Raw genomic sequence first — 16,488 nt, forward strand, 5'->3', positions numbered from 1 at the left:
TCAGCGATGGCGACGTCCCACGTTGCGGACCTTCTTCTTGGCCCGAGCGGCGCGGTAGGCCGAGCTGGACGCCGCTCGCATGCCGCGCGGCGCGGCCGCGAGCCGCGCATCGGCTTCTTCCAGGTGGCCGTGGTAGCGGCGGTGCACCCACAGCTTCTCGTCGCCGACGACGATTTGCCCCCACGCCGAGCCGCGGATGTCGAACGGCGCTGTGCGCTCGATGCGGTCGAGCAGCTCGACCGGCTTGGCCGGCCTCAGCGCCCGGGTGCGCATGACCACGATGTCGGCATCGGTCAGTGCGAGCAGGCGGTAACGCGACATGGTCAGCACTGCTGCTGTCGCGAAGACTGTCGTGGAGATCAGGCTGACCTGCACCCACGGCAGATCCACTGTCAGCACGATGCCGGCCAGCGCCGCCACGCCGATCACCAGCATCGAGAAAGGGTGCAGCCCGCCCTGCGCCGGCACGAGTGCGTGCAGGTGGTCGCCTTGGTTCAGGTACTGCTCGGCGGGGTGAGAACGGTCCCCCGTGCGCATCCGCTTCAGCAATCCCACCCGCACATTGTGCCCGAAGTGCCGGTCCGCGCAGGCAGGCCGTCGCCGTGGCTCCCGGTACCTTGCTACCGATGGCTGAAGTCAATGTCGCTGAGCTTGCCGCCGGCGTGCGCGCCTGCGACCGCGCCGCCGTCGGCCGGGCCATCACACTCGTCGAGTCCCGGCTGGCAGAAGATGCCGAACCGGCCCAGGAACTGCTCGCCGAGCTATTGCCGCACACCGGCGGTGCGCACCGAGTGGGCATCACCGGTGTTCCCGGCGTGGGCAAGAGCACGCTCATCGAGACGCTCGGCACTGCGCTGACGAGGCAGGGTCACCGGGTGGCCGTGCTGGCCGTCGACCCGACGTCGGCGCTGCACGGCGGCTCCATCTTGGGCGACAAGACCCGCATGACATCACTGGCCAATGACCCGGCGGCATTCGTGCGGCCCTCGCCCACAGCCGGCCAGCTCGGCGGGGTCACTCAGGTGACCCGCGAGACCATCAGTGTGCTCGAGGCGGCAGGCTTCGACGTGGTGTTGGTGGAGACCGTGGGCGTCGGCCAGTCAGAGACGGCCGTGGCCAGCATGGTGGACTTCTTTGTGGTGCTGATGCTGCCGGGCGCCGGCGACGACCTGCAAGGCATCAAGAAAGGCATCCTGGAGATCGCAGACCTGATCGCGGTCAACAAGGCCGACGGAGACAACGTCGAGCGGGCCGCCAACGCGGCACGCGACTACCAGCTGGCGCTGCACATGACCAAGCCGGCGTCGCCGACTTGGACTCCCCCGGTGATCACCTGCTCAGGTCTGACCGCAGATGGCCTCGAGACGCTGTGGGACCACGTGGCCGAGCACCGCCGGCTCATGTCGGCATCGGGCGAGCTGGCAGCCCGCCGGGCGGACCAGCGGGTGCGCTGGATGCGCGCCATGCTGACCGAGCGCATGCGCGCACGGCTGACGACGCGTGCTCAAGACCTGCTGGCCGATCTCGAAGACGAAGTGCGAGCCGACCGTCTGACGCCGACCGCTGCGGCGGACCAGCTGATGGCAGCCTTCGACGGGTCGGCTGACGCCTAGAAGTCCTCGTCGAAGGCGACCTCGCCTTCGATGCCGACCTGGTAGGCGGCGACGGTGCGCTCGAAGAAGTTGGTGAGCTCCTGCACGTCCTGCAGTTCCATGAACGAGAAGGGGTTCTTGGAGCCGAAGTTCTTCGGCAGCCCGAGCTGAGCCAACCGCTGATCGGCCACGAACTCCAAGTAGGACCGGGTGTCGGCGACGGACATGCCCGCCACGCCGCCTGACAGCACGTCGCGCGCGAACTGCGTCTCGACGTCGACCGCCTCGACGATCATCTCGCGGATCCGATCGGCGAGATCCTGGTCGAACAGGTCGGGCTCCTCTGAGCGGATCGTCCGCACCACCTCGAACGCGAAGTTCATGTGCGCCGACTCGTCACGGAACACCCAGTTCGTGCCGGCCGCCAGCCCGTTCAGCAATCCCTTCGACCGCAGGAAATAGACGTAGGCGAACGCCGCGAAGAAGAACAACCCCTCGATGCACGCCGCGAAGCAGATGAGATTCAGCAGGAACGCCTTGCGGTGCTCGGCGGTGGAGAGCTGGTCGAGCGACCACACGCTGTCCATCCAGCGGAAACAGAAGTCGGCCTTGGCGGCAATGGAGGGAATGTTCTCGATGGCCGAGAACGCCGCCGCTCGCTCGTCGAGATCAGGGATGTAGTGATCCAGCAGCGTCAGGTAGAACTGCACGTGCAGCGCTTCCTCGTACAGCTGCCGGCTCAGGTACATGCGAGCTTCGGGGCTGTTGATGTGCTGGTAGAGGTTCAGCACCAAGTTGTTGGCGACGATCGAGTCGCCGGTGGCGAAGAACGCCACGAGCCGGTTGATGAGGTGCCGCTCGGCCGGCGCCAGCTTGCGGTTGAGGTCGACGATGTCGTCGGAGAAATCGATCTCCTCGACCGTCCACGTGTTGCGGATGGCGTCGCGGTACATGTCGAAGAACTGCGGGTACCTCATCGGGCGCAGTGTCAACTCGAAGCCAGGGTCCAGGATGTTGCCGCTGCGGGCAGCGGAACCGGCGCCCGGGCTGGTCTGCGACTCGCCGTCTGGAAGCGGCTCGGGCACCAATTCGGGCGCTGTCTGCACGAGTGCCATGGGGATCCTCTGTCTGTGTCAGGTGGTTCGGCCGATGAGCTCGCGACGCCTCATTCGCAGGCTTCGCAGGTCTCGGGGTTCTCCAGCGAGCACGCCACGGCCTCGGCGGCTGCTGTGTCGGGCATGGTCGAAACGGTGGCCTCGGTTGCAGTGCCGCCGTTGGGCCGGCCCGCATTGCGCTGGGCGCCATTGCTGCCCGATGCGCCGTCAGTCGTGGTCTGGTTGATGCGGGTAGCCGGACGGGAACGCAGGTAGTAGGTGGTCTTCAGGCCTGATTTCCAGGCGTGCATGTACATGGAGGAAAGCTTCCCGATGTTGGGGCTCTCCATGAACAGGTTCAGCGATTGGCTCTGGTCGATGAAGGCGCCTCGTGCGGCGGCCATATCGATGAGCGCCCGCTGGGGCAGCTCCCACGCAGTGCGATACACCGAGCGGAGGTCATCGGGTATCTCGGCGATGGCCTGCACCGAACCCTCGGCCATCTTGATCTTGTTGGCCATGGCCTCGCTCCACAGGCCACGCTGTTGCAGTTCGCGTACCAGATATCGATTGATCTGCATGAACTCGCCCGACAGCGTTTCTCGCTTGAACAGGTTCGACACCTGCGGCTCGATGCACTCGTAGCAGCCAGCGATGGACGCGATGGTGGCAGTGGGCGCAACTGCCACCAGCAGCGAGTTGCGCAACCCGTGCTGGCCGATCCGCTCGCGCAGCTCGGCCCAGCGCTGGGGTTGGGACGGCTCGATGTCCCAGAGGTCGAACTGCAGCTCTCCCCCAGCGGCTCGCGTCTCGCCGAACGCCCCGTGCGGCCCGTGCTTACGAGCCAGCTCGCAGCTCGACCAGACCGCCCAGTAGTAGATCTCTTCGGCGATCCGAGCGGCAATCTCGACCGCCTCAGGCGAGTCGAAGGCCAGATTGAGCTGGAAGAACACGTCCTGCAGGCCCATGACGCCGAGCCCGACCGGACGCCAGCGCTCGTTCGATCGGGCGGCCTCGGGCGTCGGGTAGTAGTTGATGTCGATGACGCGGTCCAAGTAGGGCACCGCGGTGCGCACGACCTCTCCCAGTGCGTCGTAGTCGACAGTTCTGCCGCCATCTGGGCTCTCCCGCACGAACTTGGCGAGATTGACCGAGCCGAGGTTGCAGACCGCCGTCTCGGCGTCGCTGGTGACCTCGAGGATTTCCGTGCACAGGTTCGACAGATGGATGACGTTGCCGGGCTCGCCGGTCTGGTTGGACTTGGCGTTCGAGGCGTCCTTGAATGTCATCCAGCCATTGCCGGTCTGGGCAAGCGTGCGCATCATGCGGCTATACAGCTCGCGGGCTGACACCTGCCGCTCGTACGAGCCGGCTGCTTCAGCTTCCCGGTACGCATCGGTGAACTCGTCGCCGTACAGGTCGGTGAGATGCGGTACCTGCTTGGGATCGAACAACGACCACTGCCAGTCGTTCTCGACCCGGCGCATGAACTCGTCGGGCACCCAGTTCGCCAAGTTCAGGTTGTGGGTGCGCCGGGCATGGTCGCCGGTCGAGTCCTTCAGCTCCAGGAACTCCTCGATATCGGCGTGCCACGACTCGAGATACACACATGCAGCGCCCTTGCGCCGGCCGCCCTGGTTCACCGCCGCAACCGACGAGTCGAGCGTCTTGAGCCACGGCACGATGCCGTTCGACAGGCCGTTGGTGCCGCTGATCAGCGAGCCGCGCGACCGCACCCGGTGCCAGCCCACCCCGATGCCGCCAGCGAACTTTGACAGCTTGGCGATGTCGGAATAGCGGTCGTAGATGCCCTCGAGCGAATCGGTGGGGCTGTCGAGCAGATAGCACGACGACATCTGCGGGTGGGCCGTGCCCGAGTTGAACAACGTGGGCGACGACGGCAGGTAGCGCAGGCTGGAGATGAGCTCGTAGAACGCGATGGCCTCTTCGGCTGTCTGCGACAGACCGCAGGCAACGCGCAGCAGGAAGTACTGCGGGTTCTCGATGACCGTCCGGCGCTGCGGATGCCGCAGCAGGTAACGGTCGTACACGGTGCGGAGCCCGAAGAACTCGAAGTCGCCGTTGCGCTGCGCTATGACCGCATCGTTGAGCTTGCGGGCGTTTGCAGCGACGAATGCCACCACCTCGGGATGGATGAGTCCGCACTCGCCGCCTTCGGAGATGGACTGACTGAACGAGTAAATGTTCTGGTTCCGGACTTCCTTGTCGATGTAGGTGGCCAGCAGGCGGGCGGCCAGCTTCGAGTAGTTCGGTTCCTCAGAGATCAGCGCCGCGGCCGTGCGAATCGACAGTTCGTCGAGCTCGGTGGTGGTGGCGCCGTCATGAAGACCCGAGATGGTCCGCGTCGCAACCCGCATGGGATCGACACCGGCCAGTTCGGTGGCGCAGCGCTCGACGGCGCGGACGATCTTGTTGACATCGACGGCCTGCATGGAACCATCGCGCTTCTGCACGCGCATTCCGGGAGTGTCCGCTGCGTCAGCGTGATGCGAGATGTCGACGGCAGATGCATCGGTGACGGTCATCTGCCGGCGCCTTGACCTAGACAGGCACCGAGATGCGCTGTGCGACGTGTGGTGATCATGCCGGTCTCCGTCCCTCTCATCCCGCCGAATGCAGTGCCGTCCGAGTGCTTGGGAGCGACGGCGACTGCTCAAATCACACTGTCGTAGTTACACAGGTGTGAGGAACAGTTATAGCGCGCCCGGATAGCTGCTGCGCGCCTTGGCCCGATCCCCTGCCAACTGGCGCAGTACGAGGCCGCCGGCGGCGCGCCGCCGCGCGGTCTGTCCGCGTTGGCACTGCCCACCGGTCATCCCTCCCCGCGGAGATGACACACTGCTCGCGTGTCGAATTCCCCGAAACGCATAGTCATCGTCGGTGCGTCGCTGGCAGGTGCGCGCGCCGCGCACAGCGTGCGCGCCGCGGGTCATGACGGGCCGCTGACGCTCATCGGCGCCGAGCCGCATCTCCCCTACGACCGGCCTCCCCTCTCCAAGGAGTTCCTCACCGGCGATCAAGACCCCGGAACGCTGGCCCTTGACCCGGATGGCGCCTACGACGACCTCGATGTAGAGGTCATGCTGAGCACCCACGCCGTGGGGCTCGACACCGACGCCCGCGTCGTCATGGTCGCCCCGGCGGCGGGCGGGAACGCCGAGACAGTGCCGTTCGACGGCCTCGTCATCGCGACGGGCGCAGCGGCTCGACCGCTGCCCGGCGTCGGGAACATGGCAGGCGTGCACACACTGCGGACCCTCGACGACTCGATGGCCATCCGGGAAGGTCTCATCGCCGGCGCACGGGTCGCCGTGGTGGGCGGCGGCTTCATCGGTTCGGAGGTCGCCGCTTCTGCGGCGGCTCGCGGCTGCGAAGTGACGGTCATCGAAGCGGCCCCGGCCCCGCTGGTGCGCGGGCTGGGTGCCGAGATGGGCACACGCGTCGGTGCCCTCCACGGCCACAACGGCGTCGAGCTGCGGCTCGGCGTCGGGGTAGACGGCGTGCTCGGAACCGATCAGGTGGAAGCCGTCGCCATGGCGGACGGCAGCCGGATCCCCGCCGACCTGGTGGTCGTGGGCATCGGGGTGGTGCCCAATACGGCGTGGCTGGAGGGCTCGGGCCTGCAGGTCGACAACGGCGTGGTCTGCGATGCGACGCTGTGCTGCGGGCCCCCGGGCGTTTACGCCGTCGGCGACGTGGCACGGGCGCCCAACGGGTGGCTCAGCCCGTGGCACGGCGACCGGCCGATCCGGGTCGAGCACTGGACCGCAGCGGTGGAGCACGGCATGGCAGTGGGCCGCAACCTGGTGGCCCCCGCAGAGGCGCAGCCCTACAACTCTGTGCCATTTGTCTGGTCGGATCAATATGACGCCCGAATCCAGATTGCTGGACATCCCGACGCCGACGACGACGTGGAGGTGCTCGTCGGATTGGCTGCAGACGACCCCGATACGGGCGGTCCGGATTCAGGCCGCTCCTTCTTGGCCGGTTACCGGCGCAACGGCCGGCTGAGCGGGGTCATGGCGCTCGACGCGATCAGGCCGTTCGTGCGATTCCGCCGACTCCTGGCAGCTCACCCATCGTGGGACGACGCGCTGGAGCTTGCGGCCACGCTGAACTGATGCGTGCGTACCGCGTCGGCCGCGGACCTCAGCTGACGGTCTGGTCCACCTCGTCACGCTCGGCATAGAAGCTCATCAGACCGGCGATCTCGGCCATCTCGGGGATCGGATCGGGATAGGACCACACGATGTCCTCATAGCTCTGACCCTTGACTGCTACTGACCAGTAGCTGGCATCGCCCTTCCACGGTCAATGAGTGGACAGCACAGTCGGGTGCAGCAACTCCATCTTCACGTCTGAAACCGGCAGGTAGTGGCGCGGCGGGAGCCGTCCTTCGGTCAGCACCAGAGCCGAGGTCGAATCGGCCACGACCACGCCGCCAACCCGGACGGTAACCCGCCCTGGCTCCTGCAAAACCGAAATCTCGGGCTTGCGATGTTCAGTTGCCGTCTCGCTCATCAGCGCTCCCCTTCGTCGGCAGCGTGTCGCTGCAGGCCACATCATGGCACTGCGCTCACTGACGATGATGCGTTCGCTGCGCCGGGCGCCCTGATCGAGCACAGATCAGTTGATGATCTTGAGGCCGAGCAATTCGCACAGATAGGGATGCTGGCTGCGGATGCGGTCCTCCACTGCGTCCATCCTCGTGTCGTCGTTCAGTGCCTGCAGCAGCAGGAGCTCGAATGCCGGCAGTTCCAGGCTGCCGCCGACCCGCTCGAGGAAGCCGATCACCGCGGCGGCGCCGGATCGCTCCTGGAATCGCCGCAGGGCCGCGTCGTCGGTGCCCATGATCTCGCACGAGCTGAAATAGATGATCCGACCGCCGGCCCGCCCATCGAGCACGTCGGCGAGTTCCTCCAGGGTCACCTTGGCGGAGCCGCTCAGCCAGAGCTCTCCAGGTTTGCCGTGAAATCCGAAGTGCCCGATCTGATAGTCGCAGTAGCGCTGCTCTGTCCATTTGCGGACGTAGTAGAAGAGCTCGGGCGCGGTGCCGATGTCGCGCCGGATGAACTTCAGGCCGCTGAGCTCGCGGACGGTCTGCAGGAGCGTGGCCACGCCGAACTGCTGGCGGAGATCCGCATCGGAGTCGTCGCCTTCAAATGCGAAGACTCCTGTGGCGAGCCGCCGTGACACCCTGCCGCCCGGAGCAACCGCTGGCACACCCTTTGCCATGACAAACCCCGCTGTGGTCGGGCTGAGAGGATTTGAACCTCCGACCCCTGGTCCCCCAGACCAGTGCGCTAACCAGACTGCGCCACAGCCCGTTCCGCAGGCACGATACCGGCTGGGTTGAATGGACAGTTCAACGTCGAGCCGCTCAACTGATGACGCCGGCGAACCACTGAATCAGCCACACGACGCCTTCGACCGCACGCCAGCCCAAGTACACGGTCGCCATGATGACGACGAGCCAGAAGTGCCACGGCGCCCCCGAACGCCGCTCCTGGGCCTGGTCGCTTTCGCTGCTCCTGCGCCTGCCGGGATGACGAGGTCCGTCTGGAAGCGGGCGGCGATTCTGCCGCTGGGCGGTCGAGGCCGCTCCGCGTCTGGCCAGCGGCCTCATCGTCGGCGCACTCGCAGTTTGAGCGGCGTCTTCGCTAGGCCCAGCTCTTCGCGCAAGCGGCGCTCAAGATATCGCAGGTAGGTAGCTGGGAGCTCCCGGTTGGCGAACAGCGTGAACGTCGGCGGCTGCGTTGCGGCTTGGGTGGCGTACAGCACCCGTGCTCCGCCTGGCGCCGGCTGTGCGGACTGCGCGAGCTGGACGATCTCGTTCACCTTGGCAGTCGGCGCTCTCGATTCGTATGCCTCCATCGCGGCAGAGACTGCGGGCACCAGCCGATGCACGCCCCGACCCGTCAGCGCGCTGATGCGCAACACGGGTGATTCGCCGACGAAGTGCAGGCGACGCGCCAGCTCTCCTAAGACGCCTTCACGATGCTCGGCATCCAGTGTCTCCCATTTGTTGAGCAGCACCACGATCGGACAGCCAGCAGCGTCGATGCGCTCGGCGAGACGCTGGTCCTGTGCCGTCACTCCTTCAGTGGCGTCGATGACCAGCAGCGACACGTCGCAGGCATCGATGGCCCGCAGTGCCCGCAAGTTGGCGTAGTACTCAGTGTCCGCGTCCACCCGGGCCTTGCGGCGCATGCCCGCGGTGTCCACGAACCGCACCGGGCCCGCCTCGGTTTCCACAAGGGTGTCGATGCTGTCGCGGGTCGTGCCGGGCCGGTCGTGGACGACCGACCGTTCGTCGCCGATGAGCCGGTTGAACAGTGTCGACTTGCCGACATTGGGCCGGCCTACGATCGCCACTGCGGGCACGGCCGCTTCGCCCTCGACGAGGGCCTCGCTGTCGCTGATGGATTCGTCACGGTCTGGCGTCGCCCTCTCGGCAGCACTCGCGACTGCGTCGAGGCGGCCGGGACAGCTGCCGGAGTCGGCGTCTGAATCAAGGTCGAACAACTCCAGCACGCGATCGAGCACATCGCCGACGTTGCGGCCATGCAGGGCGGACACGGCCCAGGCTTCGCCAAGCCCCAGGCGGTTGAACTCCCACCGGCCATCATCACGGGCCCCGCTGTCGGCCATGTTGGCAACCACCAGAGTCGGCCGGCCGCTGCGGCGCAGCATGGCGGCGATACGAGCGTCGGGCTCGGTGATGCCGACAGTGACATCCACTACCAGCAGCAGCACGTCGGCATCGCCCATCGCGCGCTCGCTCTGCTCGGACACCTTGTTGTCGAGCGTGTCGCCGTCTGCAGACCACCCGCCGGTGTCCACCACGACGAAAGGGTGCCCTCGCCAAGCGGCCTCGGCCGCCTTGCGGTCGCGCGTCACGCCGGGCTCGGGCGCCACCACGGCATCGCGACGCCCCACGAGCCGGTTGAACAGCGTGGACTTGCCGACGTTGGGCCGACCCACGATGCCGACGACGGGCAGACCGACGTTCATCGCGAGACACCTGCTGGGTGAGTTGCAGTGCCGCGCGCCGGAGCCGCATCGGACTGGGCTGAGGCCGAAGCGTCGAGCAGCTCCCGCAGGGCGCCGCCGTTGGTGGGGATGACCTCGACGAGCCGGGGCAGCTCGGCGGGTGTCATGCCGTCGAGGAACTTCCCGCCCGACAGGCAGACATCGGGCAGCAGGTAGCGATGCTCGACCGGCTCGGCGGCCAACACCGCGGCGATGTCGACGCCGGCGAGCAAGCCAGTCACGCCGATGTTGCCGCCGAAGAACCGGTTGGGCACTTCGATGACCCGTGCGCGAGGCGCACTCCCCTTCTGTTGGGACGTGGCATGGGCGTGCCACTGACTCACCAGGGGTGCCAGCACGGCAGCTCCGTAGCTGCCCGTCAGGATCCCGATGCGCTGCCTGGCGGGCTCGCCGTCGGTCGGGTGGATCGTTCGAGAAGAGCCATGACGGGGTGATCCCCGCAGTGTCACGGCCACTGGTGTCGACGTCGGCCCGCGACTGAGCGGCAACCCATCGACGTCGATCTCGCCGCTGCGGTTTGCGCCATGTCCGGGCATCCGCACTGCGCGGTAGCCCTCCGCCGGCGCCCCGTCCACCCACGAGAAGAATCCCGCGGCCGGCGCGCGCTGCCTGATGTCCCCGTTGGGCGTGCTCTCACCGGCGGCCCAGAACTCCCGCTCGAACGCCCTCGCCATGCCGATGCCGTCCTCGTGCATCGGGAAGTCGCCGTAGGTTTCGGCCGCAGGAAAGGGTCGGTCGGCGAGCAGGTAGTACTCATCCGCGGCGAACACCAGGCGGCGACCGAGCACCTCCACACAACGCTGCTGCCACCCCTCGCAGAGGTCCACGACTGCCGCCGCTTCCGCCGCAGTGTGAGGGCGCATGGCGGGCTCCCGCTGGTGAGCGCTGACCCCCAGCGGTACCACCGCCAACGTGGCCAACGACGGGTAGCGGTCGAGCACGCCTGCCAGCGTGTCGGCCAGCACCTGCCCGTCGTTCACGCCCGGGCACACCACCACCTGGCCGTGAACCTCGATGCCGCCATCGAGCAACGCGCTCAGCCAGCGCAGGCTTGTCGCGCCACGCGGATTGCGGAGCATCCGAGCCCGCACCGCTGGATCGGTGGCATGAATCGACACATACAGCGGTGACAAGCGCTCGTCCAGCACCCGCTCGAGATCCAGCTCGGTGAAACGGGTAAGCGTCGTGAAATTGCCATACAGGAACGACAGCCGGTAGTCGTCGTCCTTGAGATAGAGGCTCCGGCGCAGCCCCGGCGGCAGCTGATAGATGAAGCAGAACTCGCAGTGGTTGTCACAGGTCTGCACCCGGTCGAAGATCGCGGCATGCACCTCGGCGCCGAGCGGGACGCCGGCGTCTTTCGGTATGTCCATGGCAATCTCGTGCCCGTCGCGCAGCACGGCCAGCGTGGGATCGGCCTCATCGAGCAGCAACTGCCAGGCGATCACGTCGGTCGGAGCAACACCGGAGATCGACACCACCTCGTCGCCAGGGGCCAGCCCGGCGATCTCGGCCGCCGAGCCGGGCTCCACCGCCACCACAACCGGCCGGTGGCCGGAGGGCGCGCGGACGGGCTCACGTCCTCGTTGCTCGGCCATCATTTCCCGCTCTTGTTCGCTATCGCTCACGGGCCGCTCGGGCCACGGCTTCGCCTTTCGGCTCAGCCTCAGGGTTCAGGATAGGAACCTCTCACACCGTCGGTAGCGTCACAGCCGTGGCTGTGGACCGGGTGCTGCTGGCGGCGCCCCGTGGCTTCTGCGCCGGCGTCGAAATGGCCATCAAGGCGCTCGCCTGGCTCGTTCGCTCATTCCCGGCGCCGGTGTACTGCTACCACGAGATCGTCCACAACCGCCTCGTGGTGGATCGCTTCGAGCGACTCGGCGTGGTGTTCGTCGACGACGTCGCCGAAGTGCCGGCCGGCCGGCCGCTCATGCTCTCAGCGCACGGTTCGGCACCCGAAGTGGTCGCCGAGGCCCGGCGGCGCGGCGGCTACGTGGTGGACGCCGTCTGCCCCTTGGTGACCAAGGTGCACCACGAGGTCCGCGTACGTGCCGGCAAGGGCTTCAGGGTCGTCTATGTAGGCCACGAAGGCCATGACGAGGCGGTCGGGACGATGGCGGTGGCGCCCGAGTCGATCTCACTGGTCTCGGAACCTGCCGATGTCGACTTGCTCGACGACACCGACGCACCCGTGGCTGTGCTGGCCCAGACCACGCTCAGCCACCGCGACTGGTCCGACGTTGCCGAAGCCGCAAAGGATCGCTTCGGCGACGTCTGGATGCCGGGTCGCTCCGACTTGTGCTTCGCCACGACCAATCGGCAAAGCGCACTGGCCGAGATCGCTGCGGCCTGTGACGCCGTGGTCGTCATCGGCTCAGCGAACTCGTCGAACACCATGGCATTGGCCAAGGTGGCAGCGGAGTCAGGCTGCGAGCGCGTGCTGCGGGTGAACGCCGCCGCTGAGCTGCCCGACGACCTGCGCGGCACGGTAGGAGTCACCGCCGGGGCTTCCGCGCCGGAAGAGCTCGTGGATGCGGTGATCGCACGCCTGGCGCCCGCTGGGGGCACTACCGAGGTGACGATCACCGACGAGGACGAGTACTTCCCCCCGCCGCGAGAGCTGCGCGACCTGCTGGATGCCATGGAGGCCGCCGTTCATGCCAGCCTCGCCGTGCCGCCACGGGCACGACTGGGCGCGGTTGACAGGACGACGGCGGCGAGCGGTGTCCTCGCCACGCTCGTCACCACGGAGTACTGAGGCGACGCAGAGCCTTCAGCGCAGGTTGGGGGCGCCGACGGCGGCTTGGGCTTGGTCGTAGAGCGCCTGGATACGCTCGCGCAGCTCCTCGGTGAGCTCGCGTATCGCTCGTCGCGATGCCCGGCCACTCGGTCCCAGCGGCGGTGGGTCCATCGGCTCGCCGACGATGAACTTGATCCGGCGGGGGTACATGAACTTGGCGCCTCTCGGCATGGCTGCGGCAGTTCCGCCAATGCCGACGGGCACGATCGGGACTTGCGCCCGCGCCGCCAGGTACACGGGCCCGTCCATGAGCGGCAGCACCCGCGGGCCGTCCTTGCGCTCGCCCTCGCCGAACATCACCACCGGCCCGTCGCCATGGGTCAGGGCATCCAGCGCGGTCCGCAGCGCAGCCCGATCGGGTGCGTCGCGGTTCACCGGGAAGCAGCCGATCGTCGTGAACAGCCAGCCCGGAAAGCGGTACTTCCACATCGAGTCCTTGCCCATGACGCGCATCCGGGCAGGTATCGCTGCATGGATCGGCGTGTCGATGTAGCTGCGATGGTTGGGCACCCATACGCACGGGCCATCGGGCAGGTTCGCCAGCCCGTCGACCGAGATACGGTTCCACGCCCGGAAGACACCCCAGATCGCGTACTTCATGATCCTGTAGACGGCCATGTTGAGCGGCCCGTCGCGCAGATCGGTCTCGGGTCCGTCGGGTCCGCTCATCGGCCCTGAACCGAGCTGGGGCGGATCGGGGCCTGGAGCCCGGCTGCACGGCGGTACAACTCGGCGATCGTCGCGACGGCCTCATGCCGGGACAGCTCGCTCGTATCGACAATGACCGCTCGGGGTGCCACCTGCAGCGGCGAGTCGGCCCTGCCAGAGTCGAGCCGATCCCGCTCGCTCAACTCCGCGGCCAAAGCTGCGACAGCTCCGTCGTCGTGACTCGCATCGTCGACGCCGCCCGCCGAGTCGGCCTGCTGGGCGAGGCGACGGCGGGCGCGCTCCGCAGGTGCAGCAGTGAGGAATACCTTCAGCAGAGCGTCAGGGAACACCACGCTGCCGATGTCGCGGCCCTCCATCACCCCCCCGCCGACGAGGCTCGCCCAGTCGCGCTGGCGTCGGGTCAGCACCCACCGCACCTGCGGGTTGGCAGCAACGACGCTCACGTTGCGATCCACCTCTGCGCTGCGTATCGCCGCCGTGGCATCGGCACCGTCCACGGTCACGCGCTGGGCGTCGCTCACGGTGGAAATCTGGATATCGGCATTGCGGGCAATGCTCGCCACCGCTGTGAGGTCGGCGAGATCGACTCCAGCTTGCAAGGCCGCCCACGCCACGGCCCGGTACATCGCGCCCGTGTCGAGGTAGTCCATCTCGAGCTCGCCGGCGACGGCTCGAGCCACGCTGGACTTGCCGGAGGCGGCGGGACCGTCGATCGCGATCACCGTCACCTGCGACTCCGGGACTGGTTCCGGCGAGCCCCGCAGCGCCTCGATGACATCGAAGAAGTCGGGGAACGTCTTGGCGACGCAATCGGGATCGTCGATGTCGATCCCGGCCACACGCAGGCCCATCAGCGACATCGCCATCGCCATGCGGTGATCGCCGTGACAGTCCACCAGACCCGCCCGAAGCCCGAAGGGATTCCCGTGGATGGTGATGCCGTCGTGCTCGGCTACGGCGTCGACGCCGCGCTTGACGAGCTCGGTCGCCGTGTTGCCGATGCGGTCGGTCTCCTTGCGGCGGATGAAGCCGATGCCGCCGATGGAGGTCGTGCCCTCGGCGAACGCTGCCACCGCAGCCAGCGTCTGGGCGGTATCGGAGAAGTCGCGCAAGTCGAATGAGCCTGCCTGCAACGCTCCGCTCGGCGGCGTACCGACCGCTATGGCGTCGTCGCTGACGGTGACGTCCGCTCCCATCTCGCCTAGGACCTCAGCGAATCGCACGTCGCCTTGGATGCTGTGGCTGCCGAGCCCTTCGACACGCACCTCGCCGCCGCACAGCGCCGCCGCTGCCCAGACGTAGCTCGCAGCGGAGGCATCCGGCTCGATCACGTAATCGGCGGCCCGGTAGTGGCCCTCGGTCACCACGAAGCGGTCGGCACTCGGGACGGTCACGATGGCGCCAAAAGCCTCCATGACCGCCACCGTCATGTCGATGTACGGGCGGCTGACGGCGCCGAATTCGGAATCGATCTCCACATGAATGCCGCCACGCAGGGGGCCGGCAAGCAGCAGGCCGCTCGCGTACTGGCTGGAAGCATCGGCCCTGATTCGGATATGGCGCAGGGCGGCAGCCTCATCGTCGACGGGCGCCGACGACACCTGGATCGGCAAGCAGCCGTGCTCGCCCAGCTCGTGCACTCTGGCACCCAGCGAGCGTTGTGCCGCCAGCAGGTCATCCTGGGGACGCGCCCGCAGCTGGGGGTCGCCGTCAAGCAGCCAGCGGCCGCCGAGAGCTGCAACCACGGGCAGGATGAAGCGGGCTGTCGTTCCTGATGAACGCGCGTGCACCATGACCGGCTCATCTGGCGAACTGGGGAAGCGAGATTGCGCACCGCCGATGCCATCGATGACAAGCCGACGTTTGCCGCGATTCACCCGCACTACCGCACCGAGCGCAGTGACCGCTTCGATCATTGCGTCGGTGTCATCTGCGAACAGGACTCCGTCGAGCGTGCTGCGTCCGATGGCCAAGGCCGCGCACAGCACGGCCCTGTTCGTGATGCTCTTGGAACCCGGCAGCAGCGCCGTGCCCGACGCACCGTTGGTGAAAGGGTCGATGACCCCGATGACCCGACCCGCGCTCATGCCAGATCGCGCGTGGTGGGGTGGTAACCCTGCCCGGCCAAGGCCGCGAGAAAGCGCTGCGCCTCGGTGCGTGCGACTACGAGCACCAGCACGCCCTCGGCGCCCTCGGGTGAGTGAGCCACCTCGATGTCGGCCACGTTCACGTCGCAGTCCGCCGCGAGCATGGTGATGGCCGCGATCTGGCCCTTGCGGTCCGGGATCGGCACCCGCACTTCCAGCAGCTCCTGGGGCCGCACATAGCGCGACGGCAGGTTGGTGCGAGCGCGCCGCGCCTGTGTGAGCACGGCCCGCAGGCCGTCACGGTCCGCTCCCGCCACTACCTCGCGCATCTGCGTCAGACGCTCTGACAGTTCGTCGAGCACGCTCACGATGGCATCGCGGTTCTCGCCGCAGATGTCCAGCCAGATGCCGGGGTGGCCAGCGGCGATCCGGGTCATGTCCCGGAAGCCGCCGGCAGCCAGGCGCAGCAGCGGCGCGTCATCGAGGGCTCGATCGTCGGCGAGGCACATCAGCGAAGCGGCGGCGAGGTGCGGCACATGGCTCACCACCGCAACGAGGGCGTCGTGCCGTTCGGGCGTCATGGTCACGACGTCAGACCCGAAGCCCGCCAGCACTGCCTGGCAGGCGCGCAAGGAGCTGTCGTCGGTGGTCTCATTCGGCGTCAGGGCCCACACCGCGCCGGCGAACATGTCGGGGTTCGCGCCTTCGATGCCGTCTTGTTCCGAGCCGGCCATCGGATGGCCCGGCACGAAGCGAGCATCGGCGATCGCCTGGGCGACCGGCGTCTTGACGCTGCCGGTGTCGGTCACCACCGCGCCCGCAGCAGCAGTGTCGGCGAGGGCGATCGCGACCTGCTCGGCCAGCATCGCCGCGGGCACTGCCACCACACAGAACGTCGCCTCCGGGTCGGTGCCCACGGCATCGAGACAACCGAGCTCGAGTGCCCGCTGCGCGTGATCACCGACGGCGTCGCGCCCCGTCACATGCCATCCCGACTTTCGCAGTGCCGCTGCGACGGATCCGCCGATCAGGCCCGTGCCCACCACTTGGGCGCGGCCAGACGGCTCGTTGGAGCGCGGCGCCGCCGCTGCGCCGGCAGGCGACGGCAATTGCGTTGTCTCGGCGGAACTCGCGGCCACGCAACGAAGGGTACCGATGGCTCTGATCGTCCC

12 protein-coding genes, 1 tRNA gene and 1 pseudogene are annotated in these 16,488 nt (G+C 67.6%); 3 read left to right on the forward strand and 11 right to left on the reverse strand.

The annotated features are described in order from the left end of the window. A complete protein-coding gene (locus tag VI480_RS14515) occupies positions 1 to 555 on the reverse strand; it encodes a hypothetical protein (protein ID WP_323673579.1) in 555 nt (184 codons plus the stop codon). A 71-nt stretch (positions 556 to 626) separates the two neighbouring features. Between VI480_RS14515 and meaB the strand changes: the two genes are divergently transcribed. Next, on the forward strand, positions 627 to 1,613 hold the full coding sequence (gene meaB, locus VI480_RS14520) for a methylmalonyl Co-A mutase-associated GTPase MeaB (protein ID WP_323673580.1): 987 nt from the start codon (positions 627 to 629) through the stop codon (positions 1,611 to 1,613). On the opposite strand, the gene VI480_RS14525 is transcribed toward meaB, so the two are convergent. Next, a complete protein-coding gene (locus tag VI480_RS14525; RefSeq protein ID WP_416246706.1) occupies positions 1,610 to 2,569 on the reverse strand; it encodes a ribonucleotide-diphosphate reductase subunit beta in 960 nt (319 codons plus the stop codon). The genes meaB and VI480_RS14525 overlap by 4 nt on opposite strands. 188 nt (positions 2,570 to 2,757) lie before the next feature. Further along, positions 2,758 to 5,232, reverse strand: coding sequence for a ribonucleoside-diphosphate reductase subunit alpha (locus VI480_RS14530; protein ID WP_323673582.1), 2,475 nt, complete (start codon positions 5,230 to 5,232; stop codon positions 2,758 to 2,760). 321 nt (positions 5,233 to 5,553) lie between these two features. Here VI480_RS14530 and VI480_RS14535 point away from each other — a divergent pair, with 321 nt between their 5' ends. Further along, complete coding sequence (locus VI480_RS14535; RefSeq protein WP_323673583.1) at positions 5,554 to 6,828, forward strand: NAD(P)/FAD-dependent oxidoreductase; 1,275 nt, start codon at positions 5,554 to 5,556, stop codon at positions 6,826 to 6,828. Between the two features lie 28 nt (positions 6,829 to 6,856). On the opposite strand, the pseudogene VI480_RS14540 reads toward VI480_RS14535, so the two are convergent. The 5 genes and pseudogenes from VI480_RS14540 to VI480_RS14560 form a co-directional block, all read right to left on the reverse strand. Beyond that, positions 6,857 to 7,273 (reverse strand): annotated as a pseudogene (locus VI480_RS14540) (DUF427 domain-containing protein). A gap of 60 nt (positions 7,274 to 7,333) precedes the next feature. Beyond that, on the reverse strand, positions 7,334 to 7,942 hold the full coding sequence (locus VI480_RS14545) for a DUF6642 family protein (protein ID WP_323673584.1): 609 nt from the start codon (positions 7,940 to 7,942) through the stop codon (positions 7,334 to 7,336). A 14-nt stretch (positions 7,943 to 7,956) separates the two neighbouring features. After that, positions 7,957 to 8,034 (reverse strand) — tRNA-Pro (locus VI480_RS14550). 295 nt (positions 8,035 to 8,329) lie between these two features. Continuing rightward, on the reverse strand, positions 8,330 to 9,721 hold the full coding sequence (der, locus tag VI480_RS14555) for a ribosome biogenesis GTPase Der (RefSeq protein ID WP_323673585.1): 1,392 nt from the start codon (positions 9,719 to 9,721) through the stop codon (positions 8,330 to 8,332). Further along, positions 9,718 to 11,388 (reverse strand): DUF512 domain-containing protein, encoded by a 1,671-nt coding sequence (locus VI480_RS14560; RefSeq protein ID WP_323673586.1) that lies wholly within the window; start codon positions 11,386 to 11,388, stop codon positions 9,718 to 9,720. Before VI480_RS14560 ends, der begins: the two co-directional genes overlap by 4 nt. An 86-nt stretch (positions 11,389 to 11,474) precedes the next feature. On the opposite strand from VI480_RS14560, the gene ispH reads away from it, so the two are divergent. Beyond that, positions 11,475 to 12,518, forward strand: a complete 1,044-nt coding sequence (ispH, locus tag VI480_RS14565) for a 4-hydroxy-3-methylbut-2-enyl diphosphate reductase (RefSeq protein ID WP_323673587.1) — start codon at positions 11,475 to 11,477, stop codon at positions 12,516 to 12,518. A 15-nt stretch (positions 12,519 to 12,533) separates the two neighbouring features. Here ispH and VI480_RS14570 read toward each other — a convergent pair whose 3' ends face one another. The 3 genes from VI480_RS14570 to VI480_RS14580 are packed head-to-tail and all read right to left on the reverse strand — an operon-like array spanning position 12,534 to position 16,455. Continuing rightward, a complete protein-coding gene (locus VI480_RS14570; RefSeq protein WP_323673588.1) occupies positions 12,534 to 13,229 on the reverse strand; it encodes a lysophospholipid acyltransferase family protein in 696 nt (231 codons plus the stop codon). Further along, entirely contained in the window at positions 13,226 to 15,316 is a 2,091-nt protein-coding gene (gene aroA / locus VI480_RS14575; RefSeq protein ID WP_323673589.1) for a 3-phosphoshikimate 1-carboxyvinyltransferase, read from the reverse strand. Before aroA ends, VI480_RS14570 begins: the two co-directional genes overlap by 4 nt. Continuing rightward, the gene (locus tag VI480_RS14580; RefSeq protein WP_323673590.1) at positions 15,313 to 16,455 is read right to left on the reverse strand and encodes a prephenate dehydrogenase/arogenate dehydrogenase family protein; all 1,143 of its coding nucleotides are present in this window, start codon (positions 16,453 to 16,455) and stop codon (positions 15,313 to 15,315) included. The genes aroA and VI480_RS14580 overlap by 4 nt, the downstream gene beginning before the upstream one ends. Positions 16,456 to 16,488: the final 33 nt, after the last annotated feature.

It is taken from the genome of Candidatus Poriferisodalis multihospitum, from assembly GCF_028283155.1.
GTDB lineage: Bacteria > Actinomycetota > Acidimicrobiia > Acidimicrobiales > Poriferisodalaceae > Poriferisodalis > Poriferisodalis multihospitum.

Bases quoted from the DNA above. Each gene is read 5' to 3' on its own strand.
- VI480_RS14525 (WP_416246706.1), bottom strand. From the start codon at position 2,569: ATGAGGTACCCGCAGTTCTTCGACATGTACCGCGACGCCATCCGCAAC.
- meaB (WP_323673580.1), top strand. From the start codon at position 627: ATGGCTGAAGTCAATGTCGCTGAGCTTGCCGCCGGCGTGCGCGCCTGC.
- der (WP_323673585.1), bottom strand. From the start codon at position 9,721: ATGAACGTCGGTCTGCCCGTCGTCGGCATCGTGGGTCGGCCCAACGTC.
- VI480_RS14570 (WP_323673588.1), bottom strand. From the start codon at position 13,229: ATGAGCGGACCCGACGGACCCGAGACCGATCTGCGCGACGGGCCGCTC.
- VI480_RS14545 (WP_323673584.1), bottom strand. From the start codon at position 7,942: ATGGCAAAGGGTGTGCCAGCGGTTGCTCCGGGCGGCAGGGTGTCACGG.
- aroA (WP_323673589.1), bottom strand. From the start codon at position 15,316: ATGAGCGCGGGTCGGGTCATCGGGGTCATCGACCCTTTCACCAACGGT.
- VI480_RS14530 (WP_323673582.1), bottom strand. From the start codon at position 5,232: ATGACCGTCACCGATGCATCTGCCGTCGACATCTCGCATCACGCTGAC.